Annotated in this window: 18 protein-coding genes and 1 tRNA gene; 11 read left to right on the top strand and 8 right to left on the bottom strand. The window is 61.7% G+C overall.

Annotation, left to right across the window (positions count from 1 at the left end; translation table 11 throughout):
- Positions 1-4: 4 nt before the first annotated feature.
- The 3 genes from ASD32_RS16240 to ASD32_RS16230 are packed head-to-tail and all read right to left on the bottom strand — an operon-like array spanning position 5 to position 2,594.
- On the bottom strand, positions 5-1,168 hold the full coding sequence (locus tag ASD32_RS16240; protein ID WP_200953609.1) for an AGE family epimerase/isomerase: 1,164 nt from the start codon (positions 1,166-1,168) through the stop codon (positions 5-7).
- 14 nt (positions 1,169-1,182) lie between these two features.
- Complete coding sequence (locus tag ASD32_RS16235) at positions 1,183-1,677, bottom strand: heme-degrading domain-containing protein (RefSeq protein ID WP_060639087.1); 495 nt, start codon at positions 1,675-1,677, stop codon at positions 1,183-1,185.
- A gap of 20 nt (positions 1,678-1,697) precedes the next feature.
- Entirely contained in the window at positions 1,698-2,594 is an 897-nt protein-coding gene (locus ASD32_RS16230) for an ROK family protein (RefSeq protein WP_060639086.1), read from the bottom strand.
- 237 nt (positions 2,595-2,831) lie between these two features.
- On the opposite strand from ASD32_RS16230, the gene ASD32_RS16225 reads away from it, so the two are divergent.
- Positions 2,832-2,908: transfer RNA gene (locus tag ASD32_RS16225), tRNA-Arg, on the top strand.
- A gap of 63 nt (positions 2,909-2,971) precedes the next feature.
- Here ASD32_RS16225 and ASD32_RS30300 read toward each other — a convergent pair.
- The 3 genes from ASD32_RS30300 to ASD32_RS16215 all read right to left on the bottom strand — a co-directional run bounded on the left by ASD32_RS30300 (position 2,972) and on the right by ASD32_RS16215 (position 6,676).
- Positions 2,972-3,136 (bottom strand): hypothetical protein, encoded by a 165-nt coding sequence (locus tag ASD32_RS30300; protein WP_200953608.1) that lies wholly within the window; start codon positions 3,134-3,136, stop codon positions 2,972-2,974.
- Between the two features lie 348 nt (positions 3,137-3,484).
- A complete protein-coding gene (locus tag ASD32_RS16220; RefSeq protein WP_060639085.1) occupies positions 3,485-4,768 on the bottom strand; it encodes a cystathionine gamma-synthase family protein in 1,284 nt (427 codons plus the stop codon).
- A gap of 177 nt (positions 4,769-4,945) precedes the next feature.
- Positions 4,946-6,676 carry a cation:proton antiporter gene (locus ASD32_RS16215; protein WP_060639084.1) on the bottom strand — a complete coding sequence of 577 codons (1,731 nt, stop codon included), beginning with the start codon at positions 6,674-6,676 and terminating at the stop codon, positions 4,946-4,948.
- Between the two features lie 216 nt (positions 6,677-6,892).
- Here ASD32_RS16215 and ASD32_RS29605 point away from each other — a divergent pair, with 216 nt between their 5' ends.
- The 4 genes from ASD32_RS29605 to ASD32_RS16200 all read left to right on the top strand — a co-directional run bounded on the left by ASD32_RS29605 (position 6,893) and on the right by ASD32_RS16200 (position 10,315).
- Positions 6,893-7,030 carry a hypothetical protein gene (locus ASD32_RS29605; protein ID WP_156383204.1) on the top strand — a complete coding sequence of 46 codons (138 nt, stop codon included), beginning with the start codon at positions 6,893-6,895 and terminating at the stop codon, positions 7,028-7,030.
- Between the two features lie 120 nt (positions 7,031-7,150).
- Complete coding sequence (locus tag ASD32_RS16210) at positions 7,151-7,363, top strand: hypothetical protein (protein WP_060639083.1); 213 nt, start codon at positions 7,151-7,153, stop codon at positions 7,361-7,363.
- A gap of 161 nt (positions 7,364-7,524) precedes the next feature.
- A complete protein-coding gene (locus tag ASD32_RS16205) occupies positions 7,525-9,000 on the top strand; it encodes an FAD/NAD(P)-binding protein (RefSeq protein ID WP_060639104.1) in 1,476 nt (491 codons plus the stop codon).
- A gap of 97 nt (positions 9,001-9,097) precedes the next feature.
- A complete protein-coding gene (locus ASD32_RS16200) occupies positions 9,098-10,315 on the top strand; it encodes an SfnB family sulfur acquisition oxidoreductase (protein WP_060639082.1) in 1,218 nt (405 codons plus the stop codon).
- Positions 10,316-10,604: 289 nt separating this feature from the next.
- On the opposite strand, the gene ASD32_RS16195 is transcribed toward ASD32_RS16200, so the two are convergent.
- Entirely contained in the window at positions 10,605-11,816 is a 1,212-nt protein-coding gene (locus ASD32_RS16195) for an acyl-CoA dehydrogenase family protein (protein WP_060639081.1), read from the bottom strand.
- A gap of 72 nt (positions 11,817-11,888) precedes the next feature.
- Positions 11,889-12,935: a substrate-binding domain-containing protein gene (locus ASD32_RS16190; protein WP_060639080.1), complete on the bottom strand. Its 1,047-nt coding sequence runs from the start codon at positions 12,933-12,935 to the stop codon at positions 11,889-11,891.
- 359 nt (positions 12,936-13,294) lie between these two features.
- On the opposite strand from ASD32_RS16190, the gene ASD32_RS16185 reads away from it, so the two are divergent.
- The 6 genes from ASD32_RS16185 (at position 13,295) to ASD32_RS16160 (ending at position 20,614) form a co-directional block, all read left to right on the top strand.
- Positions 13,295-14,776: a sugar ABC transporter ATP-binding protein gene (locus ASD32_RS16185; RefSeq protein WP_060639079.1), complete on the top strand. Its 1,482-nt coding sequence runs from the start codon at positions 13,295-13,297 to the stop codon at positions 14,774-14,776.
- Positions 14,773-15,822 (top strand): ABC transporter permease, encoded by a 1,050-nt coding sequence (locus tag ASD32_RS16180; protein WP_060639078.1) that lies wholly within the window; start codon positions 14,773-14,775, stop codon positions 15,820-15,822. The genes ASD32_RS16185 and ASD32_RS16180 overlap by 4 nt, the downstream gene beginning before the upstream one ends.
- Positions 15,823-15,963: 141 nt before the next feature.
- Positions 15,964-16,977, top strand: coding sequence for a sugar ABC transporter substrate-binding protein (locus ASD32_RS16175; protein ID WP_060639077.1), 1,014 nt, complete (start codon positions 15,964-15,966; stop codon positions 16,975-16,977).
- A gap of 77 nt (positions 16,978-17,054) precedes the next feature.
- Positions 17,055-18,593: a sugar ABC transporter ATP-binding protein gene (locus ASD32_RS16170; RefSeq protein WP_060639076.1), complete on the top strand. Its 1,539-nt coding sequence runs from the start codon at positions 17,055-17,057 to the stop codon at positions 18,591-18,593.
- The gene (locus tag ASD32_RS16165) at positions 18,583-19,611 is read left to right on the top strand and encodes an ABC transporter permease (protein WP_060639075.1); all 1,029 of its coding nucleotides are present in this window, start codon (positions 18,583-18,585) and stop codon (positions 19,609-19,611) included. Before ASD32_RS16170 ends, ASD32_RS16165 begins: the two co-directional genes overlap by 11 nt.
- A gap of 4 nt (positions 19,612-19,615) precedes the next feature.
- Positions 19,616-20,614: an ABC transporter permease gene (locus ASD32_RS16160; protein WP_060639074.1), complete on the top strand. Its 999-nt coding sequence runs from the start codon at positions 19,616-19,618 to the stop codon at positions 20,612-20,614.
- The last annotated feature ends 4 nt before the right edge of the window (positions 20,615-20,618 follow it).

The following is a 20,618-nucleotide window of genomic DNA, read 5'->3' as shown; positions in this document are numbered from 1 at the left end:
GGACTTACAATCGCTTCAGACAATCGTGCAATTCGTAGATGGCGCACAGGATATGGTAGAAACTGCTGGCCGGGGCCGGCTCTTCGACGAAAACCCCATCCGCCCGCTGCTTGTCCCGCCAGAGGCCTTCGACCGGTGTATCGAGGAAGCTCTGCAATGCGGTTGCGGCGCGTACGGCAGATCGCAGGTAGCGCTCGCGCTCCTCGCCCTGCGTCAGCGCGGCAAAACGGATGGCCGATTTCAGCCATTCCGTCTGCGGCCAGAGCCGGGCAATCGGATCCGCCACCGAGAAATCATCCAGCAACGTCATGACGGAGACATCGCGCGGCTGGGCGATGCCATATTGCTCGCCGATTTCAAACAACCGCCGCGCCTTGACCAGACCGTCGGCATTGCCGCGCCGCTCGGCCCAGCGCAGCAGAAGCCAGGCCCATTCGAACTGATGGCCGGGCTCGACGATGCGGCCCTTGTCACCAGGCATCGGCGCCCAGTCCTGATCGAAGAATTCGCGCAAGGCGCCGGTTTCGCGGTCGATGAAATGATCCATGCAGAGGAATGCGATTTCATCGGCCAGATTGGTCCAGGCCACCGTGTCGAAGCCTTCGACCGTCTCGCTGGCAAGGCATGCCTCAAACAGATGCATATGCGGATTGGAGCAAAGCGGCAGTCGCGGCGGATTATCCTCCTCGAACCCCGCCACCGGATGTTTGCAATGGGCTTCAATCCGCGCGCGCAACGCATTGCTGCGCTCGATCATCTCTGCCTTGCGGCTCGGGAAAACCTGCGCCAGATAGGCAAAGGCCAAGAAGGCGAAGGCCTGATTGTAGAGATCGAAGGATGGATCGACAAGATTGCCATCCGCATCCGCCAGCGCGCCATAAAAGCCGCTTGGCTGCAGGTAGACGCGGTCGAAATAGGCAAGCCCATGGGTCGCGGGCGTCTGCCAATCGCCGGGCCATCCGCGCCGTCCGGCCTCTGCAAAGCAATAGACCTGACGCGGCTGGACGCGCGCGCGCCGGTTGGCCCGCGTCGGCTGCCCCGCCATGTCGATCGTCTCGACAAAGCCGCCGCCGGCGCCGTCAAAGCCCTTGTCGCGCCAGAGCGGCAGCGCCTTGTCGGCAAGCCAATCGTTCAGTTTTTCGGAAAACCCGGCAATATCCATTGAAATCTGTCCGTCCACACTCATTCGCCGAGTTTCAACCCATCGATATCCTTGCCAAGCAGCGTGGCAAGGGCTTCGACCACCATGATGTGATCGTCACGCTGGGGCAAGCCCGAAACAGTGACCGCGCCGACGCAACCGGTGCCGCGTACAACGATCGGGAAACTGCCGCCATGCGGCGCGAATTCCGCGTCCGGCAGGCCGAATTTCGCCTGCAGCGTGGTCTCCTGCTTCGCAAGCGACAAGCCTACGGCATAGCTGCTTTTCAAAAAGCGGAAAACGCTGTTGCGCTTGCGGCGCACCCAGTTCGGATTGTCCGGCGTCGAGCCTTCCAGTGCCGTATAAAACACCGGCATGGAAAACAGCGTCACGTCGATAACGACCCCCAGCTTGCGCTCCACGGCCATTTCACGCAGCAGCGATCCAAGCGCCCAGGCCGTTTCCAGACTGAAACTGTCGAATTGCAGCTCCTTTTCCTGAAGGGCAATCCGCTCCAGATCCGCGTCAATACTCATTTCGCATTCCCCTTCTACCCTTAATCTTTCCAGAGCCAGGCCGCCCCGCGCACCCCGGAACTATCCCCATGCACCGCCTTGCGGATCGGCGTCTCAAAACTGTCGCCGAAGATATATTGGACAATCAGGTCGGGCAATTCATCGTAGATCTCATCGACATTCGACATGCCGCCGCCCAGCACGAAGACATCCGGATCGATAATATTGGTCAAAAGCGCCAGGCTGCGGGCAAGCCGGTCGACAAAGCGTTCATAGACGGCAACCGCCACCGGCTCGCCATTGCGCTTGTCGGCGATGATGTCGCGGCCGCGCCGGTCAACGCCCGTGGTCAGCCGGTAATCCAGCTCTACCCCGGTGCCGCAGGCATACATGTCCAGGCAGCCATGTTTGCCGCACCAGCATTTATGGCCGGGATATTCATCCCTGGTCATCCAGGGCAACGGATAATGGCCGATTTCGGCGGCAATGCCCTGATAGCCGGCATGCACATGCTTGCCGATTGCAAGCCCGCCGCCATGGCCGGTGCCGACGATGACGCCGAACACCGTGTGCGCATCCTTGCCGGCGCCATCGACCGCTTCCGAAATCGCCAAGCAATTGGCGTCATTGGCCAGGCGCACCTCGCGGCCAAGCGCCTGCCCGAGATCGCGCCCGAGAGGCTGGCCATTCAACAGCACGGCATTGGAATTGCGCACGATGCCGGTGCGCGGATTGGGACTGCCGGGAATGCCGATGCCGATCGTCCCAGTTTCCCCCGCCGTCTGCTCGGCAGCCGCGACCAGCTCCTGTACGGCGCGGACACAGGCATCATAGCCGCTGGTGGGCGTGGCGATGCGGTGCCTTGCCCGTGTTGTGCCATCGCGATCGAGCGCGATGACTTCCATTTTCGTGCCGCCCCAATCAATTCCAATGAACATGCCGGATCAAACTCTGTGGGTTTTCATTAAAAGCGGCGCCGTTACGGCCGGGTCTCCTCCCCGTTTCGCCGCACACTGCTTAACATCGGAAAAGCCTCCGGCGCCAGCCCCGGCCGGACATCACGCACATCGGAAAACCCTGTTCGGTGAAATGCATCAAAAGCGAGCCGGAAAACACCTGGCTTCCCGGAAAACACTTGGCTTCCGGCTGCGCCTTTTGTAAGTGTTCTTCCGGCTGGTCCCATAGCTCAGCAGGATAGAGCGCAGGATTCCTAATCCTGAGGCCGATGGTTCGAATCCATCTGGGATCACCACGCACCACAGATATCAAAATGCGGTGCAGGCAGATCCCCAGCAATAACGCTCGCTATCGGACCTTAATAGTTGATCCGCACACCGCCCGGATCGGACGCACCGAAATCGGGCACCGGGCTATAGCCCTGATACTGGGCATAGGTGGTGTTGGTGCCGCCTGTGCTTGCGCATCCGGAAAGAGCCAGGATTGCCAGCGCTGCAACGGCCATCAAAGATTTAAGGGGCATGGGTTTCTCCTGTCGAGGGGATCGGCCAGCGGGCCGGACGGCCATGGCAAAGGTTTATCTAGAGTATCTGTCCAGATCATCTGCCATGACAAGTAGGGCCATCTCAGCGAAAGGCGAGATACAAACGACAACGTTAATGCAATTTGAAAAGAAACGCGCGGGGGGAACCGCCGGAGCGCGCCCAAAGAAAAAGGCCGGGTAAGAACCCGACCTCTCCGACCCGTCTCGACAGCCATTGCCAGTACATCCGTGGTCAACCGCTGGAAACGAATTCCATGGGTGCAATATGGCAAGGGAATGTAACCATTTCAAGACAAAGCGAAAATTAAGAAAAAAATCGTTGCCCACTCAGGCTGCATCCAGCGCGATGGTCAGGTCGGCAATCAGATCGTCGGGATGTTCGATACCGATCGAAAGCCGGATGGTTGATTCTAGCACACCGATCCTTTGGCGAACGTCCAGCGGCACGCCGGAATGGGTCATGGTGGCCGGGTGGCTGGCGAGCGATTCCGTGCCCCCGAGACTGACTGCCAGCTTGAAGATCTGCAGGGCGTTCAGAAACTTGAAGGAGGCCGGCTGGCCACCGGCGATATCGAACGAAAACGTCGATCCCGCGCCGGTGCATTGCGCGGCATAGGTCTTGCCAAGCGGCGACTGCGGGTCGTGGTAGGGCAGATAGTGGATGCCCTCGACCTTCGGATGATCGCGCAGGAAATTGGCAATTTCGAGCGCATTGCTGTTGGCCTTCTCCATGCGGATCGACAATGTCTCCAGAGACCGGCCAAGCATCCAGCAGGAATGCGGATCAAGCTGCGTGCCGATCGCACCGCGCAGCGCCTTGACCTGCTTCATCACCGATTTTGCGCCCAGAGCCGCCCCCGCGATCAGATCCGAATGACCGCCGACATATTTGGTCAGCGAATAGAGCGAGATATCGGCGCCATGCTCGATCGGCCGCTGGAAGACCGGGCCAAGCAAGGTATTGTCGCAGGCGACAATCGGCGTATGCCCCTGCTTCGCACCGATCGCATCGGCAATCCTGCGGATCATCGCGACATCGACAAGGCTGTTGGTGGGATTGGCCGGCGTTTCGATCAGGATCATCGACACCCGGCCTTTCGCCATTGCCTCTTCGGCCGCCGATTGCACGGACGCCTCGTTGACGCCGTCGGCAAACCCGACTGCCGCGACGCCCATGTTGAGAAACGTCTTTGCGAGCAGTGTTTCCGTTCCGCCGTAAAGCGGCTGCGAATGCAGAACGGCATCTCCCGGCCGCACGAATGCCAGAAGCGTCGTTGCGATAGCCGACATGCCGGAGGAAAACAGCGCGCAGCTTTCCGTGCGCTCATAAACCGCAAGCCGGTCTTCGACGATCTCGCTATTGGGATGATTGAACCGCGAATAGACCAGCCCGGCGCCGGTGCCCTCCGGCGGCTCACGGCGGCCGGACACGAAATCGAAGAAATCGCGCCCCTCCTCGGCCGACTTGAAGACGAAGGTGGAGGTCAGAAACACCGGTGGCTTGACCGCGCCTTCGGAAAGCTCCGGATCGTAGCCGTAGTTCAGCATCAGCGTTTCCGGATGCAGTTTGTGATTGCCGATATGGGTCTTGGAGGGATGTGGAGCGGTCATGGCGATCTCCCGGATTTGCTGCGATTGCGGCAGTCTACATCACTTTTCGCCACGGCTTATTGCCATTTTCCGGGATTTTTCATCCGAAAATTGCGCTGCCGCTGCTCATAAGGGCCAAAACGCGGAAATGTCGGAACCGGGGCGAATGAACGGTGACGTCATCTCTTGCCCTACCCCTCAGCCGGCCGCGCCGCCCTGGACAATGCCGGGCACGTTCATCTTCTTGCGTTCGCGGGCCATGTCGCTGACGGCGGCGCGCAGGCGTGGATGCCGCGCCATGAAAATATTGAAATCCCGCCGGTCGAGTTTGAAGAAATGGCAGAAATCAACGGCGATCACATCGGCCGTGCGCAATCCGCCGCTGAGCAATGCCATTTCGCCGAAAAACGCCCCCGCCTCCAGACGGATGGCATTGCCCGGCAAGCGGACCTCGGCGGCACCGGACGAGATGAAATACATCGCATCGCCCCGTTCGCCGACCCGGATGACCTTGTCGCCGGGCGAGGCGGAGGCTGGACGGAACAACAGCAGAAGCTCCTCCAGCGCATGTTCGTTGACCTCGGAAAACAGCGGGAAGGTATGGACCAGCTGCTGTTTTTTCAGCTGCTGCTTGCTTTCCTTCTCCTCGACGCGAGCCTTGATGATATCGAGGTCACGGGTCAAGAGTTTGATTTTCCGCGCGCCATAGACCGGCGCAGCCCCACCCATTGCCGTCTTCAGCTTTGCCGCCGCCCAGAAGATCAGCGGATTGAGGGTGATCGACAGGATGGCACCGGCAAGGATGAGGTCGTAGCCCTCCTGCGACATGAGGCCCAGGGAAACACCAAGCCCCGCGACGATGAAGGAGAATTCGCCGATCTGGGCAAGGCTCGCCGCCACCGTCAGCGCCATCGACAGAGGATAGCGCAGCATCAGCACGAAACCGGCGGCAATCAGCGATTTTCCAAGCGTGATCAGCGCCAGGATGGCAAGAACGGCCAGCGGCTGCTCGATCAGGATTTTCGGGTTGAACAGCATGCCCACCGAGACGAAGAACAGGACCGAAAAGGCATTTTGCAGCGGCAGAGAATCCGCGGCTGCCCTGTGGCTGAGATGCGATTCGCTCATGACGACGCCGGCGAAAAAGGCGCCAAGTGCAAATGAAACGCCGAACAGCATCGCCGAACCGAAGGCGATGCCAAGCGCGATGGCAAGAACGGTGAGCGTGAACAGTTCGCGCGATCCCGTGCGGGCAACCAGCGTCAAAAGCCAGGGAACGATCCTTGGTCCCAATACAATGGCAAGGACGGCGAAGGCGCCGAGCTTCACCAATGTCAGCATGATCGTCAGAGCAACCGGCGTTGCAGCACCTTCCGCCGCATGCGGCGCAGATCCTTGAGCGCCCAAGACTTCGGCAACGATCGGCAGGAGAACGAGCGCCAGAACCATTGCCAGGTCCTCGACGATCAGCCAGCCGATCGCCACCCGTCCATTTGGCGAGTTGACCAGGTTGCGTTCCTCCAGCGCCTTCAAGAGAACGACGGTGCTGGCCACGGAAACGCTGAGCCCGAAAACCAGCCCCGCGCCGAGATCCCAGCCCCAGAGCGTACACAGGCCAATGCCAAGAAGGGTTGCCAGGATGATCTGGCCGATGGCCCCGGGGATCGCCACGCCACGCACGGCGATGAGATCTGCGGCGGAAAAATGCAGGCCCACGCCGAACATCAAAAGAATGACGCCGATCTCGGCAAGCTGGGTGGCAAGCGCCGTGTCAGCTGTAAACCCTGGCGTAAAAGGCCCCATCAGAATGCCGGCAAACAGATATCCGACCAACGGCGGCAGGCGCAGCCGGTCCGCAAAATAACCGCAGGCCGCCGCGAGAACGAAGCTGATTGCGACAGTTGCCACCAATGCCATATCGTGATGCACGCACTAACCCCCCGGCTGCTTTTCGTGTGCCAATCTGATCTATTGGCATCGTAGGCTGCCAGCAAGTCCTCAAACCAGTCAAAAAAGCCGGATTGTCTTTCTTACTCTCCAAACCGGGCTGCACAGCCGCTTCTGCAATCCGGCAATCTGCGGGTCTGCTTATGGAACAAGCCCTGCCTTCATACGTTTCCAGCGTGCTTAAACAGGAACAGTCCTATGCAAATGTCCATGCGCGCCGTTGTCTTCGTCATCGTCGGTTCGATCCTCAGCATCCTTGTGATCAAATATGCCGATAACGATCTGAACGCTGCCGTGCCGATGATGGACCCGGCCACGGCGGCAGAGCCCGCCTGATCCCATCGCGATAAAAAACCGCCACAATCAATCGTCACTCGTATCGATCAACCGTAGCGCAAGCCTTGCCGAACGGTGATGCCGGCAAGTCCAGCGTCATCCGGCAACAGGAGACGAAGCATGACGAAATGGCGCAACGAGCCAATGCTCCCCGATCACGTGCAGCTCTGTCAGCGGGTCTTCGACCGTGCAAGGGACGCCCGCAAGATCGCACCCGACAGCGACGCCAATGACCCGGTGGCAGCCCTGGTGTTGACCCTCTATCGTCACGGTGTCCGCGATGAGGAAGAACTGCTGACGCGCGTGCTTCTTGCCCTCGATGAGAAGTCCTGACATCACCCGCTACGATCCTGGCTAGGTTTATCAACACGGTAAAGGCTTGACCGTCGGATAATATTGATAAAAAATGTAGACTATCGAACGGCCAGCCAAGAAACGAAAGCCAGGAAAACGGCGAGACGAAAGGTGCCATGAACCAGTTGATCGTCACCCCGATGACATTGTCCGGCGCAGCCTCCGGCGACGTGCCGGACAAATCGCAGCCTGCGGTGGTCGCCATTATCGGCGGCGGCGTGTCGGGCGCGGCAACAGCCTTTCACCTCGCAAATGCAGCTGCAACGACGGCCCCCAATATCGCTGCGCCCAAAATTATCGTCTTTGAACCGCGTGAAAGCCTCGGCAAGGGGCTCGCCTATGACACGGACGAACCCGCCCACCGCATCAACGTTCCCGCTGCGCGCATGAGCCTTCTGTCCGATGATCCCGAGCATTTCCTGCGCTGGATCGCCGAGCATGCGGCCACGGCTGGTGACAGCGACGCGCTGCGGCCCGACGGCGCATTGTTTCCCCGGCGCAAAGTGTTCGGTAATTATGTCAACGCCATGCTGCAGCCGCTGATCGCAAGCGGCGCTATCGAGCATCGCCGCACCCCCGTCGCACATGTGTTGCGCGATGATGCGCGCTGGCTGATCATCGACGGCGATGGCACTGAAACCTGGGCCGATATCGTCGTGATTGCCACCAGTCACCCGCCACCGGTGGCGCCTGGACAGCTTCAGGCGGTGCTGAAGGACCATCCCCGTTTCGTGCCCGACCCGACCAGATCCGGCGCGCTTGCGGCCATCCGCCCCTTGGACCGGGTGCTTGTGGTCGGAAACGGCCTGACCTCGGCCGACGTGATTGCCGCGCTCGCCCTGAAGGGCCATGAAGGCCCGATCACCGCGATTTCGCGGCGGGGATTGCGCTCGCGCGGCCATGCGGCGGTGGCGCAGGACCCTGCTGGCGATTTCCTGGCACAACCGGCTTTCACGGCGCTCACACTCCTGAAAAACATCCGCGCGGAAATCCGGCAAGCGGCTCTGGAGGGCCGGACCTGGCACGGCGTCATCGATCAGGTGCGGGCGCAGGGGCAAGCGCTGTGGCAGATTTTGCCGCTTGTTGAACGCCAGCGCATCGTCCGGCATTTGCGGCCGTTCTGGGATGTGCACCGGTTCCGGGTCGCGCCGCAGGTGGAGGCGGCGCTCGACGCGGCAATTGCGCAAGGGCGCCTTGAAATCCTGTCCGGCTCCGTTGCCGCAAGCCGTATCGAGGCCGATGCAATCCACTGCACGCTGCGTTTGCGGCGGTCTTCCGCCACCGTTAAGAAAACCTACGATGCCGTGGTGGTGACCACCGGTCCCGGCCATGGCGGCATTCTTGCCAGCCAGCCTTTCCTCGCCGAACTCGCGCAAAGCGGTTATCTTGAACTCGATCCGACCGGGCTTGGACTATCCTGCACCCGCAATTCGGAAGCGATCGGCCCCGTGGCCGGTGTTACGCCGTCCTTGTTGATCGCCGGACCGCTGGCGCGTGGCACGTTCGGGGAGTTGATGGGCCTGCCGCAGGTGACCGACCATGCCGTGTTTGTGGCAGAGGTGATCGCCAAATGCTTGCAGACCCAAACGCTACAGACGGCGGAAAACCTGCTTTAAGAAAAGACTTTTCTTAGTCCAGTCGATCTATAGAAATTATACTCTTATCTTTCCGCCCGACTTCTTCCACCCATGTTCCGTGCAAAAGGAGCGTGCGATGGAAACCATCTTGCAGTATCAGCCAATCGTCAAACAAACGGCCGGTCGCCTCCGCAGCGATTTCGAGGCCATCGAGACCGCCCGTGCGCTGGCCGCTGATTTCGCCATACGCGCATCCGAGCGCGATGCCAATCGCACTTTACCCTATGACGAACTCGATGAAATCGCCCGGTCCGGTCTTCTGGCGATCACGGTCCCCGCCGAATATGGCGGGCTGGATGTCTCCAATGCCATCCTGGCGGAAGTGACGGCCATCCTCTCGGAAGCGGACGGGTCGATCGGCCAGATCCCGCAAAACCATTTCTATATTCTCGAAGCGCTGCGGGTTGATGGCAGCGAGGAGCAGAAGCGCTTTTTCTTCGGCCGCGCCCTGGCCGGCGACCGGTTCGGCAATGCGCTCTCCGAGCGCGGCACCAAGACGGTCGCCGATTACAACACCCGCATCACGCCGGAAGGACCGGGCTACCGCGTCAACGGCCAGAAATTCTATTCGACCGGCGTGCTCTTTGCCGACTGGATCACGGTGTTCGCGCTCGATCCCGAAGAGCGCCTGACCATGTCCTTTCTTGCCAAGGGAACCGAGGGCATCGAGATCGTCGATGACTGGGACGGTTTCGGCCAGCGCACCACCGGCAGCGGCACGACCATTTTCAACGACGTCTACGTCAATGCCGACGCCATCGTCTTCCATCACAAGGGCTTCGAACGGCCGACCACGATCGGTTCGGTGGGCCAGATCATTCATGCCGGCGTCGATCTCGGCATCGCACGGGCAGCCTTCGCCGAAACCCTAGAATTCGTGCGGACCCAGAGCCGCCCCTGGAAGGATTCCGGCGTTGAACGCGCCGCGGACGACCCCTTGACCATCGCCAGGATCGGCGAGATCGCCATCAAGATCGAGGCGGCAACGGCGCTGATCGAGCATGCCGGCCGCAAGGTCGATATCGCCCAGATGGATACGACCGAAGCCAATGTCATCGACGCCACCCTCTCGGTTGCCGCCGCAAAAGTGCTGACCACCGAAGTCGCCCTCGCCGCCTCCACCGCCCTGTTCGAACTGGCCGGCACATCCGCCACCCGCATCGGCCTCAACCTCGACCGCCACTGGCGCAACGCCCGCACCCATACGCTGCACGACCCTGTGCGCTGGAAAGCCCATGTTGTGGGGAACTATCACTTGAACGGGGTTGCACCACCGAAGAACGGGGCTTTGTGAGGGGGACTGACGATTGCGGACGGCAGCGTTCAGCCGCGATTTTGACGAGAATGGCAAACCGCTCTTCGCCTTACCCGTCGGTTTTAACCCGAGGACTTGCGTCCGCATCCCTAACACTATCCTATTGAAATCATGGCCTTTCAACGATCTCCACCTTCTCCCCAGCGGGGAGAAGTGCCGAGCGGATGCGAGGCGATGAGGGGGCGGTTCGGCATATTCCGAGCGTCCGGCCCCCTCATCCGCCCTTCGGGCACCTTCTCCCCGCTGGGGAGAAGGGGAAGCACCCTCATCAGCTATACAGGCTCACCACCGGCACCTTGTCGTTCAGCACGAACTCACCGACTTCCTTGGCCTTGTAGAACACCGGATCATGCAGCGTATGGGTCCGCACATTGCGCCAGAAGCGGTCGAACCGGTATTTTTCGGCGGTCGAGCGGGCACCGGTCACTTCGAAGACACGAGCCGTAATGTCGAGGGCGACATGGGTGGCGTGGACCTTGGCGGCATAGGCTTCAGCGGCCGCTTCGCCGCGTTCGCGTGCGGTCACATCATGCCCCTTCGCAAGCGACGTCTGCACCACGAGGGCGGCACTGTCGGCAAGCGCAACAGACGCTTTCAGCGCTGCGGTAAATTCGCCGACACGTTCGAGAATATAGGGATCGTCGGCCGCGCGCTCGACGCCTGACGTCACCCAGGGACGGGTGGTGGTGCGGATGTAATCGACAGCAGCGGCCAGCGACCCTTCGGCAGCGCCCAGATAAAAATTGACGAAAACCAGCTGGATCAGCGGCGTGTTGAACGTCGCCAAAGCGGGCGGCGGGACATTTTCATTGGCCGGCTGCGCGATGAAATCCTCCTCATAAACGGGAAAATCATGGAACTCGACGCTGCCTGAATCAGACAGCCGCTGGCCAATATTGTCCCAGTCGTCATTGGCGACATAACCGGGCCGGTCGGTCGGCACGGCAAAATTAGCAATCTTGCCCTCCAGCGTCGCATTGGCATTGATATAGTCGGACACCCGGGCCGCAGTGGAGAAAGATTTGCGGCCGTTCAAAACATAGCCGGTGCCACGGCGCGTCAATGTCAGGCCGGGATCGCGCGGGTTGACCGCAGCTCCCCAGTAAAGGTTCTGCGAGACGGTTTCAGCCCCCAGAACCTGCGCGCGCGCCTGATCCGCAAATGACCAGTAGATCGACTGGCTGTTGACATAGTGATAGCCGAGCAATTGCCCGATGGAGCTTTCGCCGCGCGCCAGGATGCGAACCAGTTTCAGGCCATCGACCCAATCCAGCCCGCCACCGCCGATCTCGCGCGCATGCAAGGCGTTGAGCAGGCCGGCCTTCTTCAGCTTGACGATCTCGCCGATCGGCGGGCGTCCGTCCCGGTCGAGATCCGCCGCATGCAGCGACAGGTCATGGGAGATTTCAGCAGCGCTGGCAAACAGGCTGTCGCGCGTGACGCCGAGACCGGCTGCATAGACGACATTGGATTGGCTCATGAGGAGATGCTCCAGTTTCAACGAAGGAAAGCGGCGGAACCACCAGCGGCTCCGCCGTCGCACTGCAAGGGATCAGAACAGTTTGGCCGGGATCCAGCTTGCCGTGACGGCATCGCTGGCGCTGAAGGCTGGGATCTTGGCGGCAAGTTCCTCGATGGTTTTGACACCGGCGTCGCGCAGGCTTTTCTGGGTCAAAAGCGTCGGCTCGACGGTGATCTGGCGGGGAACCGGCTGCCCGGCAATTTCAAGCGCTGCGGCACGGATCGAGACCGCGCCGACCACCGCCGGATTGGTCGCAACCGTTGCGACCCAGGGGCTGCCTTCCTCGACGATCTCCTGGATATCGGCGGTCGAAACATCGGCGGAGTAGATCTTCAGCTTGCCGGAAATGCCAAGATCGGCCGCCGCCAGCTTCACGCCACGGGCAAATTCGTCATAGGGCGCAAAAACCACGGTAATATCGGGATTGGCCCGCAGCGCCGCCTTGGCCTGATCGGCTGTGCTGGTTGCCGTCGTGTCGCTGACATTGCCGAAGCGCGCCTTTTCGACGACACCCTTGTTTTCCGCCTTGAACGTGTCCCAGACCTCGTTGCGGCGATCGAGCGGCGCAAAGCCGGCGACATAGACGTAACCGGCATTGAAGCTGGTGCCATTGTCCTTGACGGCCTGCTCCAGCGCCTGTTTTGCCAGCGCATGGTCGCTCTGCTCGACCTGCGGCACCTTCGGATTGTTGAGATTGACGTCGAAGGCGACGACCTTGATGCCCTTGTCCAGCGCCTGCTGCACGACATCGCCAAGCGATTCGGGCACGCCGTGATCGACAACGATCCCTTCAACGCCGAGATTGATCGCCTGCAGGATCTGCTCGCGCTGTTCGGCCGCGTTCTGGCGGCCGGGGAAGACCCGCAGATCGATCCCAAGCGCCTTCGCCTGCGCCTCGGCGCCGGCCTGATAGGCCTGGAAGAAATCGCCGGCGGAAATATAGCTGATCAGTGCCAGCTTGACGCCGCCCTTGTCGAACGGGGCCGGCGCGCCGGCCACGCCATCGGCCTTGGCCGCTGAGACGAACAGGACGGGAATGAGAGCGGCGGTTGCCGCCAGACGGAGAATGGTTTTCATGACGGCGTTCCTTCTGAAGACAATCGAACACGTCTCCGGCAAGCAGCCAGCCCTTCTCGGGACGCAGCGTCTATTAGATATTCAATCCATAATTTTAATAGACTAATTAGTCCCATTTTTGCCGGTTGGGGAGAAACCTGTTTCGCGCCAACTGCCCTGCGCGGCAAAGTCCTACCGGCGCCGCGCGATATCACTTGTTCTCAGTCAGGCGGCGTGAACGTTCTGCCTTCCCCTATCCACCCGCAAAGAAATTACCGCCGCAGCCGGTTGTTCGCAAACCTGTTCCGCCACGACGGCTGTCATCGGCAACTGATATATGACAAATTATATAGACTATAAGCATTTCAGGATTTCCCGTCATGCCGTTGCTCCAGGTCGATGCGCTCAGCCGCAGCTTTCAGTCCACGCGCGCTCTCGCGAACGCGACGCTGACAATTGACGCAGGCGAGATCGTCGCGCTGATGGGGGCGAATGGCGCCGGCAAATCGACGCTGGTCAAAATCCTCTCCGGCGTCCTGCCGGCCGATAGCGGCACGATCACGCTGAACGGACAGGCCTATACGCCACGCACCCCCGCCGACGCTGCCGCCGCCGGCGTGGTCACGGTTCATCAATCGACAGACCTGGTCGGTGCTGCCGGGCTTACTGTTGCAGATACGCTGCTTCTGACGCGCTTTACCCAGCGCGGCCAGCCGTTCTTCGTCTCCCGCACCGGGATCAGACGTCAGGCGCAGGCGATCCTCGACACCGCCGGTTTCGATCTGCCGCTCGACCGGGACTTCGCCGATCTGACCGCCGCAGACCGGCAACTGGTGGCCATAGCCCGCGCGCTCGCCGACCGGGCAGACCTGCTGATCCTCGACGAACCGACGGCCAGCCTGTCGATCGCCGAAAGCCAGCGCCTGTTCGACATTCTCAAGCGCCTGCGCGACGGCGGCCTTGCCATTCTCTATATTTCGCATCGCACTGCCGATCTGCAGGCGATCGCCAATCGGGTCCTGGTGATGCGCGGTGGCGCGGTCGCCGGTGCCTTCCAGCATCCCATCGATTTCAACGCCGCCATCGAGACCATGATCGGCCGCAAGCTGCAATCGGCCCGGCCCGGCATACGTATTCCAGAGGGGCCGCCGGTCTTTGAAATGCGCGATGCGCAGCTTAAACCCGGCGCCATTCCTTTCGATCTTACCGTCCATACTGGCGAAGTGGTGGCGATCACCGGCGTGCTGGGTGCCGGCAAGAGCCGCCTGCTTTCCGCCATCTTCGGCGCTGGCCGGCTTACCGCAGGAGAGATGTATCTTCACGGCCGCAGGCACCGGCCGGCAACACCGGCGCAGGCTATTGCCACCGGCGTCGCCATGGCGGCAGAGGACCGGCACCGGTCCTCGCTGATGCCAGCCGGCTGGCCGGGAAGTTCTCTGGCAGCCACCGTCAGCCTGCCGCATCTGGCAAAATGGTACCCGCACGGCCTGCTGTTTGGCGGCCGCGAACAGCGCGAAGCGGAAAAGGCGATCGACCGCCTGCGCATCAAGGCGTCCGGACCGCACGCGCCGATCGGGTCGCTGTCCGGCGGCAACCAGCAAAAGGCGGTTCTTGCCCGCTGGGAAGCGGAACCGAGCCTGCTTCTGTTGCTCGATGAACCTTTCCAGGGCGTCGATGTCGGCGCCCGCCACGATATTATCCAGGCGATCCGCAGCCGCAACGACCGTGCCACCCTGATTGCCACCTCCGACCCCGAGGAGGCCTATGAGGTTGCCGACCGTATTCTCGTCATGGACCACCACAGCCTTGCCGCAGCGCCCAACGGCGCGCCATCCCGCCTCCCCCAGGAGAGACATGCATGACCTCGATCATTGACGAAACCGCGCCGCCTGAGCCGCGCAACGCAAACAGCTGGGCCCGGCTTGCAGACCTCGGCAACGCCTTGCGATCCGGTGCCGTCTTCATCCTTCTGGCAGCACTGCTCATCGGCTTTTCTACGGCCGAGCCTGCCTTCGCCAATCTCGGCAATCTGATGAGCATCCTGCAGGCCGTCGCCGTCGTCGCCATCCTGGGGGCCGGCGTTACCGTCACGCTGGCCGTCGGCGGTTTCGATCTTTCGATCGGGGCGATTGCCGCCTCCAGCGTCATGGCCGCCAGCTATGCCATGATCGTCTGGGGGCTCGATACATTTGCCACCGTACCGCTGGTTCTCGCCTTTGGAGCGCTGATCGGTCTCGTCAACGCCTTCCTCATCGTCCGGCTGCGCGTTCCCGATCTGCTGGCAACGTTGTCGATGATGTTTCTGCTCTCCGGCCTGCAGCTCATCCCGACCGCCGGCCGCTCGATCTCCGCCGGGCTGATCCTGCCGGATGGCACGACAGCCACCGGCGCCTACGATCCCGCCTTCCTGCTGATCGGCCGTTCCAGCCTGTTCGGCATCGTGCCGGTATCTGTCGTGCTGATGGCGCTCGTCGCCGTCGCCCTGTTCGTTCTGACGGAGCGCACCCGCATTGGGCGCCTGCTGTTTGCCACCGGCGGCAACGAAGTGGCCACGCGGCTGGCGGGCGCATCGACGGCGCGGCTGAAGACGCTCGCCTATGTCATCTCCGGCACGCTTGCCTCCCTCGGCGGCATCGTCATTGCCGCCCGCGTCGGGCGCGGCGATGTCTCCTCCGGCGGCTCTCTGCTGATGGACGCGGTGGCAGCCGCGCTGATCGGCTTTGCGGTCCTTGGAAAGCGGCGGCCGAATGTGCTCGGCACCATCGTCGGCGCTGTCTTCGTCGGCGTTCTGCTCAACGGTCTGACCATGCTCAATGCGCCCTATTACACGCAGGACTTCGTCAAGGGCGCCGTCCTCGTCGGTGCCCTGGCGCTAACCTATGGCACGGGGCGCAGCATCTCGTCCTGACATTGTCCGCTGCCGGGATTTCGCGGTCTGGCGGCTTGCCCGGCCAAGTTTTCCGGCCGCCGCGTCATCTTTGGAAATTTCTTCCTCGGCTTTGGCAACAATGCACTTATTCTATAGACATTATTTAATCGGGGATTGACCATGACACAGGAAAAAGCGGCACCAGGCGTCGGCCGCCGCGACCTTTTGAAACTCTCGGCCGTTGCGGGTGCGGCACTGGCCGGTGCGAGCCTGATTGGCAGCCGGACAGCGGCAGCAGCGGATGGAGAGCTTTCGCTCAAGGGCAAGCGCATCGGCATCAGCGCCACCGGCACGGATCACTTCTTCGACCTTCAGGCTTACAATGCCCAGATCGAGGAAGTGAAACGTCTCGGCGGCGAACCGATCGCGGTAGATGCCGGCCGCAATGACGGCAAGCTCGTCTCACAGCTGCAGACGCTGATTGCCCAGAAGCCGGATGCGATCGTCCAGATCCTTGGAACGCTCAGCGTCATCGATCCCTGGCTGAAAAAGGCCCGCGACGCCGGTATTCCGGTACTGACAGTCGATGTCGGTTCCACTCATTCGATCAACAACACCACCTCGGACAATTGGGGTATCGGCAAGGACCTGGCGCTGCAGCTTGTCTCCGATATCGGCGGCGAAGGCAATATCGTCGTGTTCAACGGCTTTTACGGCGTTACGCCCTGCGCCATCCGCTACGACCAGCTGGTCAATGTCGTCAAATATTTCCCCAAGGTGAATATCCTTGAGCCGGAATTGCGCGACGTCATCCCGAACACGGTTCAGGACGCCTTCACGCAGATCACCGCACTTCTCAACAAATATCCGGAGAAGGGCTCGATCAAGGCGATCTGGTCGGCTTGGGATATTCCCCAGCTTGGCGCGACGCAGGCCCTGACCGCGGCTGGCCGCACCGAGATCCGCACATACGGCGTCGATGGCAGCCCGGAAGTGCTGCAGCTGGTGGCCGATCCGAACTCGCCGGCGGGCGCCGACGTGGCGCAGCAGCCGGCCGAAATCGGCCGCACGGCCATCCAGAATGTCGCCAAGCTTCTCGCTGGCCAGACATTGCCGCGCGAAACCTACGTGCACGCGCTGATCGCCAACAAGGCGAATGTCAACGAAGTCACCAAGAAGCTCGGCATCGGCTAACGCCATCATGTCTCATGGCGATCCGGTTAAGTTCCGGGTCGCCTTTCCACACGGGTCGATCATCGGGACAATTCGCCATGAGCGCAGCTTCACGAGACGGAACCGGCGATGCCATTCATCTCGACCGGATCGTCAAGCGCTTTGATGGCGCGCTGGCGCTCAACCATGCCTCCTTGCGCGTCAAGCGCGGCACGGTCCACGGCCTGGTTGGCCAAAACGGTGCCGGGAAATCGACGCTGATCAAACTGCTGGCCGGCCTGCATCAGCCCGACGAAGGCCGCATCGAAATCGATGGCCAGACCTATGACAAGCTGACCCCGCACCGCGTTGAAGAACTCGGCATCCATTTCATCCATCAGGACCGCCTGCTCGTTCCGACCTTCACGGTCGGCGAAGCGCTGTTCCTTGGACGCGAACCACGCATTGCCGGCACGCCTTTTCTCGACCGGCGCCTGATGCAGCGCCGTGCCGGTGAAATTCTCGGCGATTATTTCGGCGTCCGGCTGCCCAACAGCGCTCTGATCAGCGAACTCTCCACCGCCGAAAAACAGATCGTCCAGATCACCCGCGCGCTGCTGGACCAGCCCAAAGTGCTTGTTTTCGACGAGCCGACGGCAGCCCTTGTGCGCCGCGAGGCCGATATCCTCTTCCGCCTGATCCGCCGCCTGCGCGATGAGGGCGTGACGATCATCTACATCTCGCATTATTTGAACGAGATCGAAGAACTCTGCGACACCGTCACGGTGCTGCGCAATGGCGAAGATGTCGCCACCCTGCCGCTTCGTGAAACCTCGGCTGCGGCGATCGCCCGGCTGATGGTGGCGCGCGATATCGCCGACATGTTTCCAAAACGCAGCGTCCCGCCCGGCACGGACATCCTTGCCCTCAAGAACCTCTCGTCGCATGGAAAATACCAGGATATTTCCCTGACGCTGCGGCGGGGCGAGGTTCTCGGCCTGACCGGCCTTCTCGGCTCCGGCGCAAAAGACCTGATCCGCACGCTGTTCGGCCTGGAGAGCGCCACATCCGGCGCGATCAGCATCGACGGCAAACCGGCACGCTCCGCAAACCCCGCACAGGCCGTCGATCAACATCTGGCGCTTGTCCCGGAAGACCGGCGCGGCAACGGCGTGGCGCTCGATCTCAGCGTCACCGAGAACATCACGCTCTCGTCGCTGAAACGCTTCACCCGCCTCGGCTTTCTGGATTTCAACAGCGAACGGCAGGAGGCGGATGAGTTGATCCGCCGCCTCGAAATCAAGACATCGGGCCGCGACGCGCTGGTGCGCACGCTCTCGGGCGGCAACCAGCAGAAAGTGGCGATTGCTAAATGGCTGAGCCGCCACTCCGAAATCTACCTGCTGGACGAGCCGACGGTCGGCGTCGATATCGGCTCGAAGGTCGAGATCTACAATCTCATCGGCGATCTCGCCGCCCGTGGCGCTGGCATCATTGTGCTGTCGTCCGACCTGTCCGAACTGATCGGCATTACCGATCGCATACTCGTGCTTTTCCGCGGCAGCATCATCCGAGAATTCGTCTCGTCGCAGACCGCGCCGGACGACCTGCTGGCTGCATCCACCGGCGCTTCAGAGGCTCTTCGTCATGTCGGTTGATATCCAGCTTGCCCCCGCCATCCATTTTAAAGCGGGCGAACCATCAGCCAAGCCGGGCCGGGGTGGCACTCTCGCCGCCAGCGCGTTGCGCGCCGGGTCCCTGCTTGCCTTCGTCGCCATCCTGCTCGTGTTTTCGCTGACCGCGCCCTATTTTCTCAGCGTCGGCAATATCGGCAATGTGCTGGGACAGTCGGCTATTTCGGGCGTGCTTGCGATCGGCCTGACCATCGTTTTGATCGCCGGCGGCTCCAATGTCGTCACCGGCGGTATCGACCTGTCGCTCGCCGCCAATATGGGCCTGAGCGCCGCTGTCTATGCGACAGCAGCGCAACTCGGCTATGGCGATGCGGCGGCAGTTGCGGCAGCGCTTCTCACCGGCCTCCTGATCGGCGCGGTCAACGCCATCGCCGTTGTCGGCGCCGGCATCGTGCCGCTGCTCGCAACGCTCGCCGTGATGAATATCGTCGCCGGCCTCGAACTGGTGCTGACGCAGAATACCGTCATTCCGGCCTCGACGCCGCTGCTGAGCGCCCTGTCCTCCTCCGGTCCTCTGGGCATTCCGGCACTCGCCTATGTGCTTCTCGTCTTCACGCTGATTGCAGCCGCCATCGTGCAATACACGGCGACAGGGCTGCGGCTTTACGCTGTCGGCGAATTTCCAGATGCCGCCCGCGCCGCCGGCCTGCCGGTTCGCCGGCTGGTCGCAGGCGCCTTCGTCGCCAGCGGTCTCTGCGGCGGGTTTGCCGGTGTTTTGTCGGTCTCCAATCTCAGCGGCAGCACGACGGGCTCCGGCGAGATGCTCCTGCCAGTGGTGGTCACCGCCCTGCTCGGCTCCGTCTTCTCGCGGCGGCTTGTGCCGACGGTGATCGGCACTCTCCTGTCGGCGTTGTTCGTCGGTTTCCTCATCAACGGTTTCCAGCTTCTCAACATTTCAAGCGTACTGGTGAGCGGCGTCCAGGGCGTGCTGATCCTGCTCGTCGTTTCGGCAACGACCTTGCTGCGCAGGCAGGAGGCCTGATCCCATGACCCTGCAGACCCCGGCGCTCGAAGCACCCACACCCTTTCGCGCCGTCGCCGGCGTGATCGTCAACAATGCGCTCGTGCTCGCCCTCATCACGGTGTTTGCGATCTTCTCCTTCGCAAGCCCGACATTTCTCACCATCGCCAATCTGCAGAGCATTCTCGTCAACAACTTCACACTTCTGGCCATCGTCGCCATCGCCATGACCTTCGCCGTCTCCGTTGGCGGCATCGATCTGTCGGTCGGCACGGCTGTCGATTTTGCAAGCTTTGCCTTTGTCTCGCTGGTCCTTGCCGGTCAACCGGTCGCCGTCGCAGCCCTGGCCGGTCTTGGCGCGGGTGCAGCGGTCGGCGCATTCAATGCGGTCCTGATTTCCGGCATCGGCATTTCGCCGTTTCTGGCCACGCTCGGCACGCTGTTCATTGGCCGCAGCATCCAGCAGCTTTTGACCAATGGCGGCAACCCGGTCTATCTGCCGCCATCCGGCGTTCCCGAAGCCTTTCGCTTTCTCGGACGCGGCGCCATCGCCGGCATTCCGGTTCCGCTCATCATCGCCGCCATCATCATCCTCGGCGCCACCGTGGTCCTCACCCGCGCCCGCTTCGGCCGCGTCGCGCTTGCAATTGGTATTCTGGCAAGTGTCGTGCGCTATTCCGGCATTGCGGCGCGCGCCCATGTCGCCGTCGCCTTCATCCTTGCCGGGCTGATTGCGGCGGTGGCCGGGCTGATCCTGTCTGCAACGGTCACCGTCTACATTCCCTCGTCCGGCAGCGCCTTCCTGCTCAACGCGATCGGCGCGACCTTCATCGGCACCACCCTCTCGCGCCTCGGCCGTCCCAATATTCCAGGCACCGTGCTCGGCGTGCTGCTGCTCGGCATCGTTGCCAACGGCCTCCTGCTCACCGGGCTTAACTTCTACTGGCAACAGGTCGGCACCGGCCTCTTGATCTTTGCCGTCCTTGCCCTGAGCTTCATCACCCGCCGCAAGGCCTCGTCCTGACGGG

The organism is Rhizobium sp. Root483D2, from assembly GCF_001426685.1.
Lineage (GTDB): Bacteria > Pseudomonadota > Alphaproteobacteria > Rhizobiales > Rhizobiaceae > Pararhizobium > Pararhizobium qamdonense.
Note: the sequence above shows the minus strand (reverse complement) of the source record. Positions and strands in the feature narration are given on the sequence as shown.

What these genes read in the sequence shown, in the direction of transcription:
- ASD32_RS16235 (WP_060639087.1), bottom strand. Translation starts at nt 1,677, where the DNA reads ATGAGTATTGACGCGGATCTGGAGCGGATTGCCCTTCAGGAAAAGGAG.
- ASD32_RS16230 (WP_060639086.1), bottom strand. Translation starts at nt 2,594, where the DNA reads ATGTTCATTGGAATTGATTGGGGCGGCACGAAAATGGAAGTCATCGCG.
- ASD32_RS30300 (WP_200953608.1), bottom strand. Translation starts at nt 3,136, where the DNA reads ATGCCCCTTAAATCTTTGATGGCCGTTGCAGCGCTGGCAATCCTGGCT.
- ASD32_RS16220 (WP_060639085.1), bottom strand. Translation starts at nt 4,768, where the DNA reads ATGACCGCTCCACATCCCTCCAAGACCCATATCGGCAATCACAAACTG.
- ASD32_RS29605 (WP_156383204.1), top strand. Translation starts at nt 6,893, where the DNA reads ATGCAAATGTCCATGCGCGCCGTTGTCTTCGTCATCGTCGGTTCGATC.
- ASD32_RS16210 (WP_060639083.1), top strand. Translation starts at nt 7,151, where the DNA reads ATGACGAAATGGCGCAACGAGCCAATGCTCCCCGATCACGTGCAGCTC.
- ASD32_RS16205 (WP_060639104.1), top strand. Translation starts at nt 7,525, where the DNA reads ATGACATTGTCCGGCGCAGCCTCCGGCGACGTGCCGGACAAATCGCAG.
- ASD32_RS16200 (WP_060639082.1), top strand. Translation starts at nt 9,098, where the DNA reads ATGGAAACCATCTTGCAGTATCAGCCAATCGTCAAACAAACGGCCGGT.
- ASD32_RS16195 (WP_060639081.1), bottom strand. Translation starts at nt 11,816, where the DNA reads ATGAGCCAATCCAATGTCGTCTATGCAGCCGGTCTCGGCGTCACGCGC.
- ASD32_RS16190 (WP_060639080.1), bottom strand. Translation starts at nt 12,935, where the DNA reads ATGAAAACCATTCTCCGTCTGGCGGCAACCGCCGCTCTCATTCCCGTC.
- ASD32_RS16185 (WP_060639079.1), top strand. Translation starts at nt 13,295, where the DNA reads ATGCCGTTGCTCCAGGTCGATGCGCTCAGCCGCAGCTTTCAGTCCACG.
- ASD32_RS16180 (WP_060639078.1), top strand. Translation starts at nt 14,773, where the DNA reads ATGACCTCGATCATTGACGAAACCGCGCCGCCTGAGCCGCGCAACGCA.
- ASD32_RS16175 (WP_060639077.1), top strand. Translation starts at nt 15,964, where the DNA reads ATGACACAGGAAAAAGCGGCACCAGGCGTCGGCCGCCGCGACCTTTTG.
- ASD32_RS16170 (WP_060639076.1), top strand. Translation starts at nt 17,055, where the DNA reads ATGAGCGCAGCTTCACGAGACGGAACCGGCGATGCCATTCATCTCGAC.
- ASD32_RS16165 (WP_060639075.1), top strand. Translation starts at nt 18,583, where the DNA reads ATGTCGGTTGATATCCAGCTTGCCCCCGCCATCCATTTTAAAGCGGGC.
- ASD32_RS16160 (WP_060639074.1), top strand. Translation starts at nt 19,616, where the DNA reads ATGACCCTGCAGACCCCGGCGCTCGAAGCACCCACACCCTTTCGCGCC.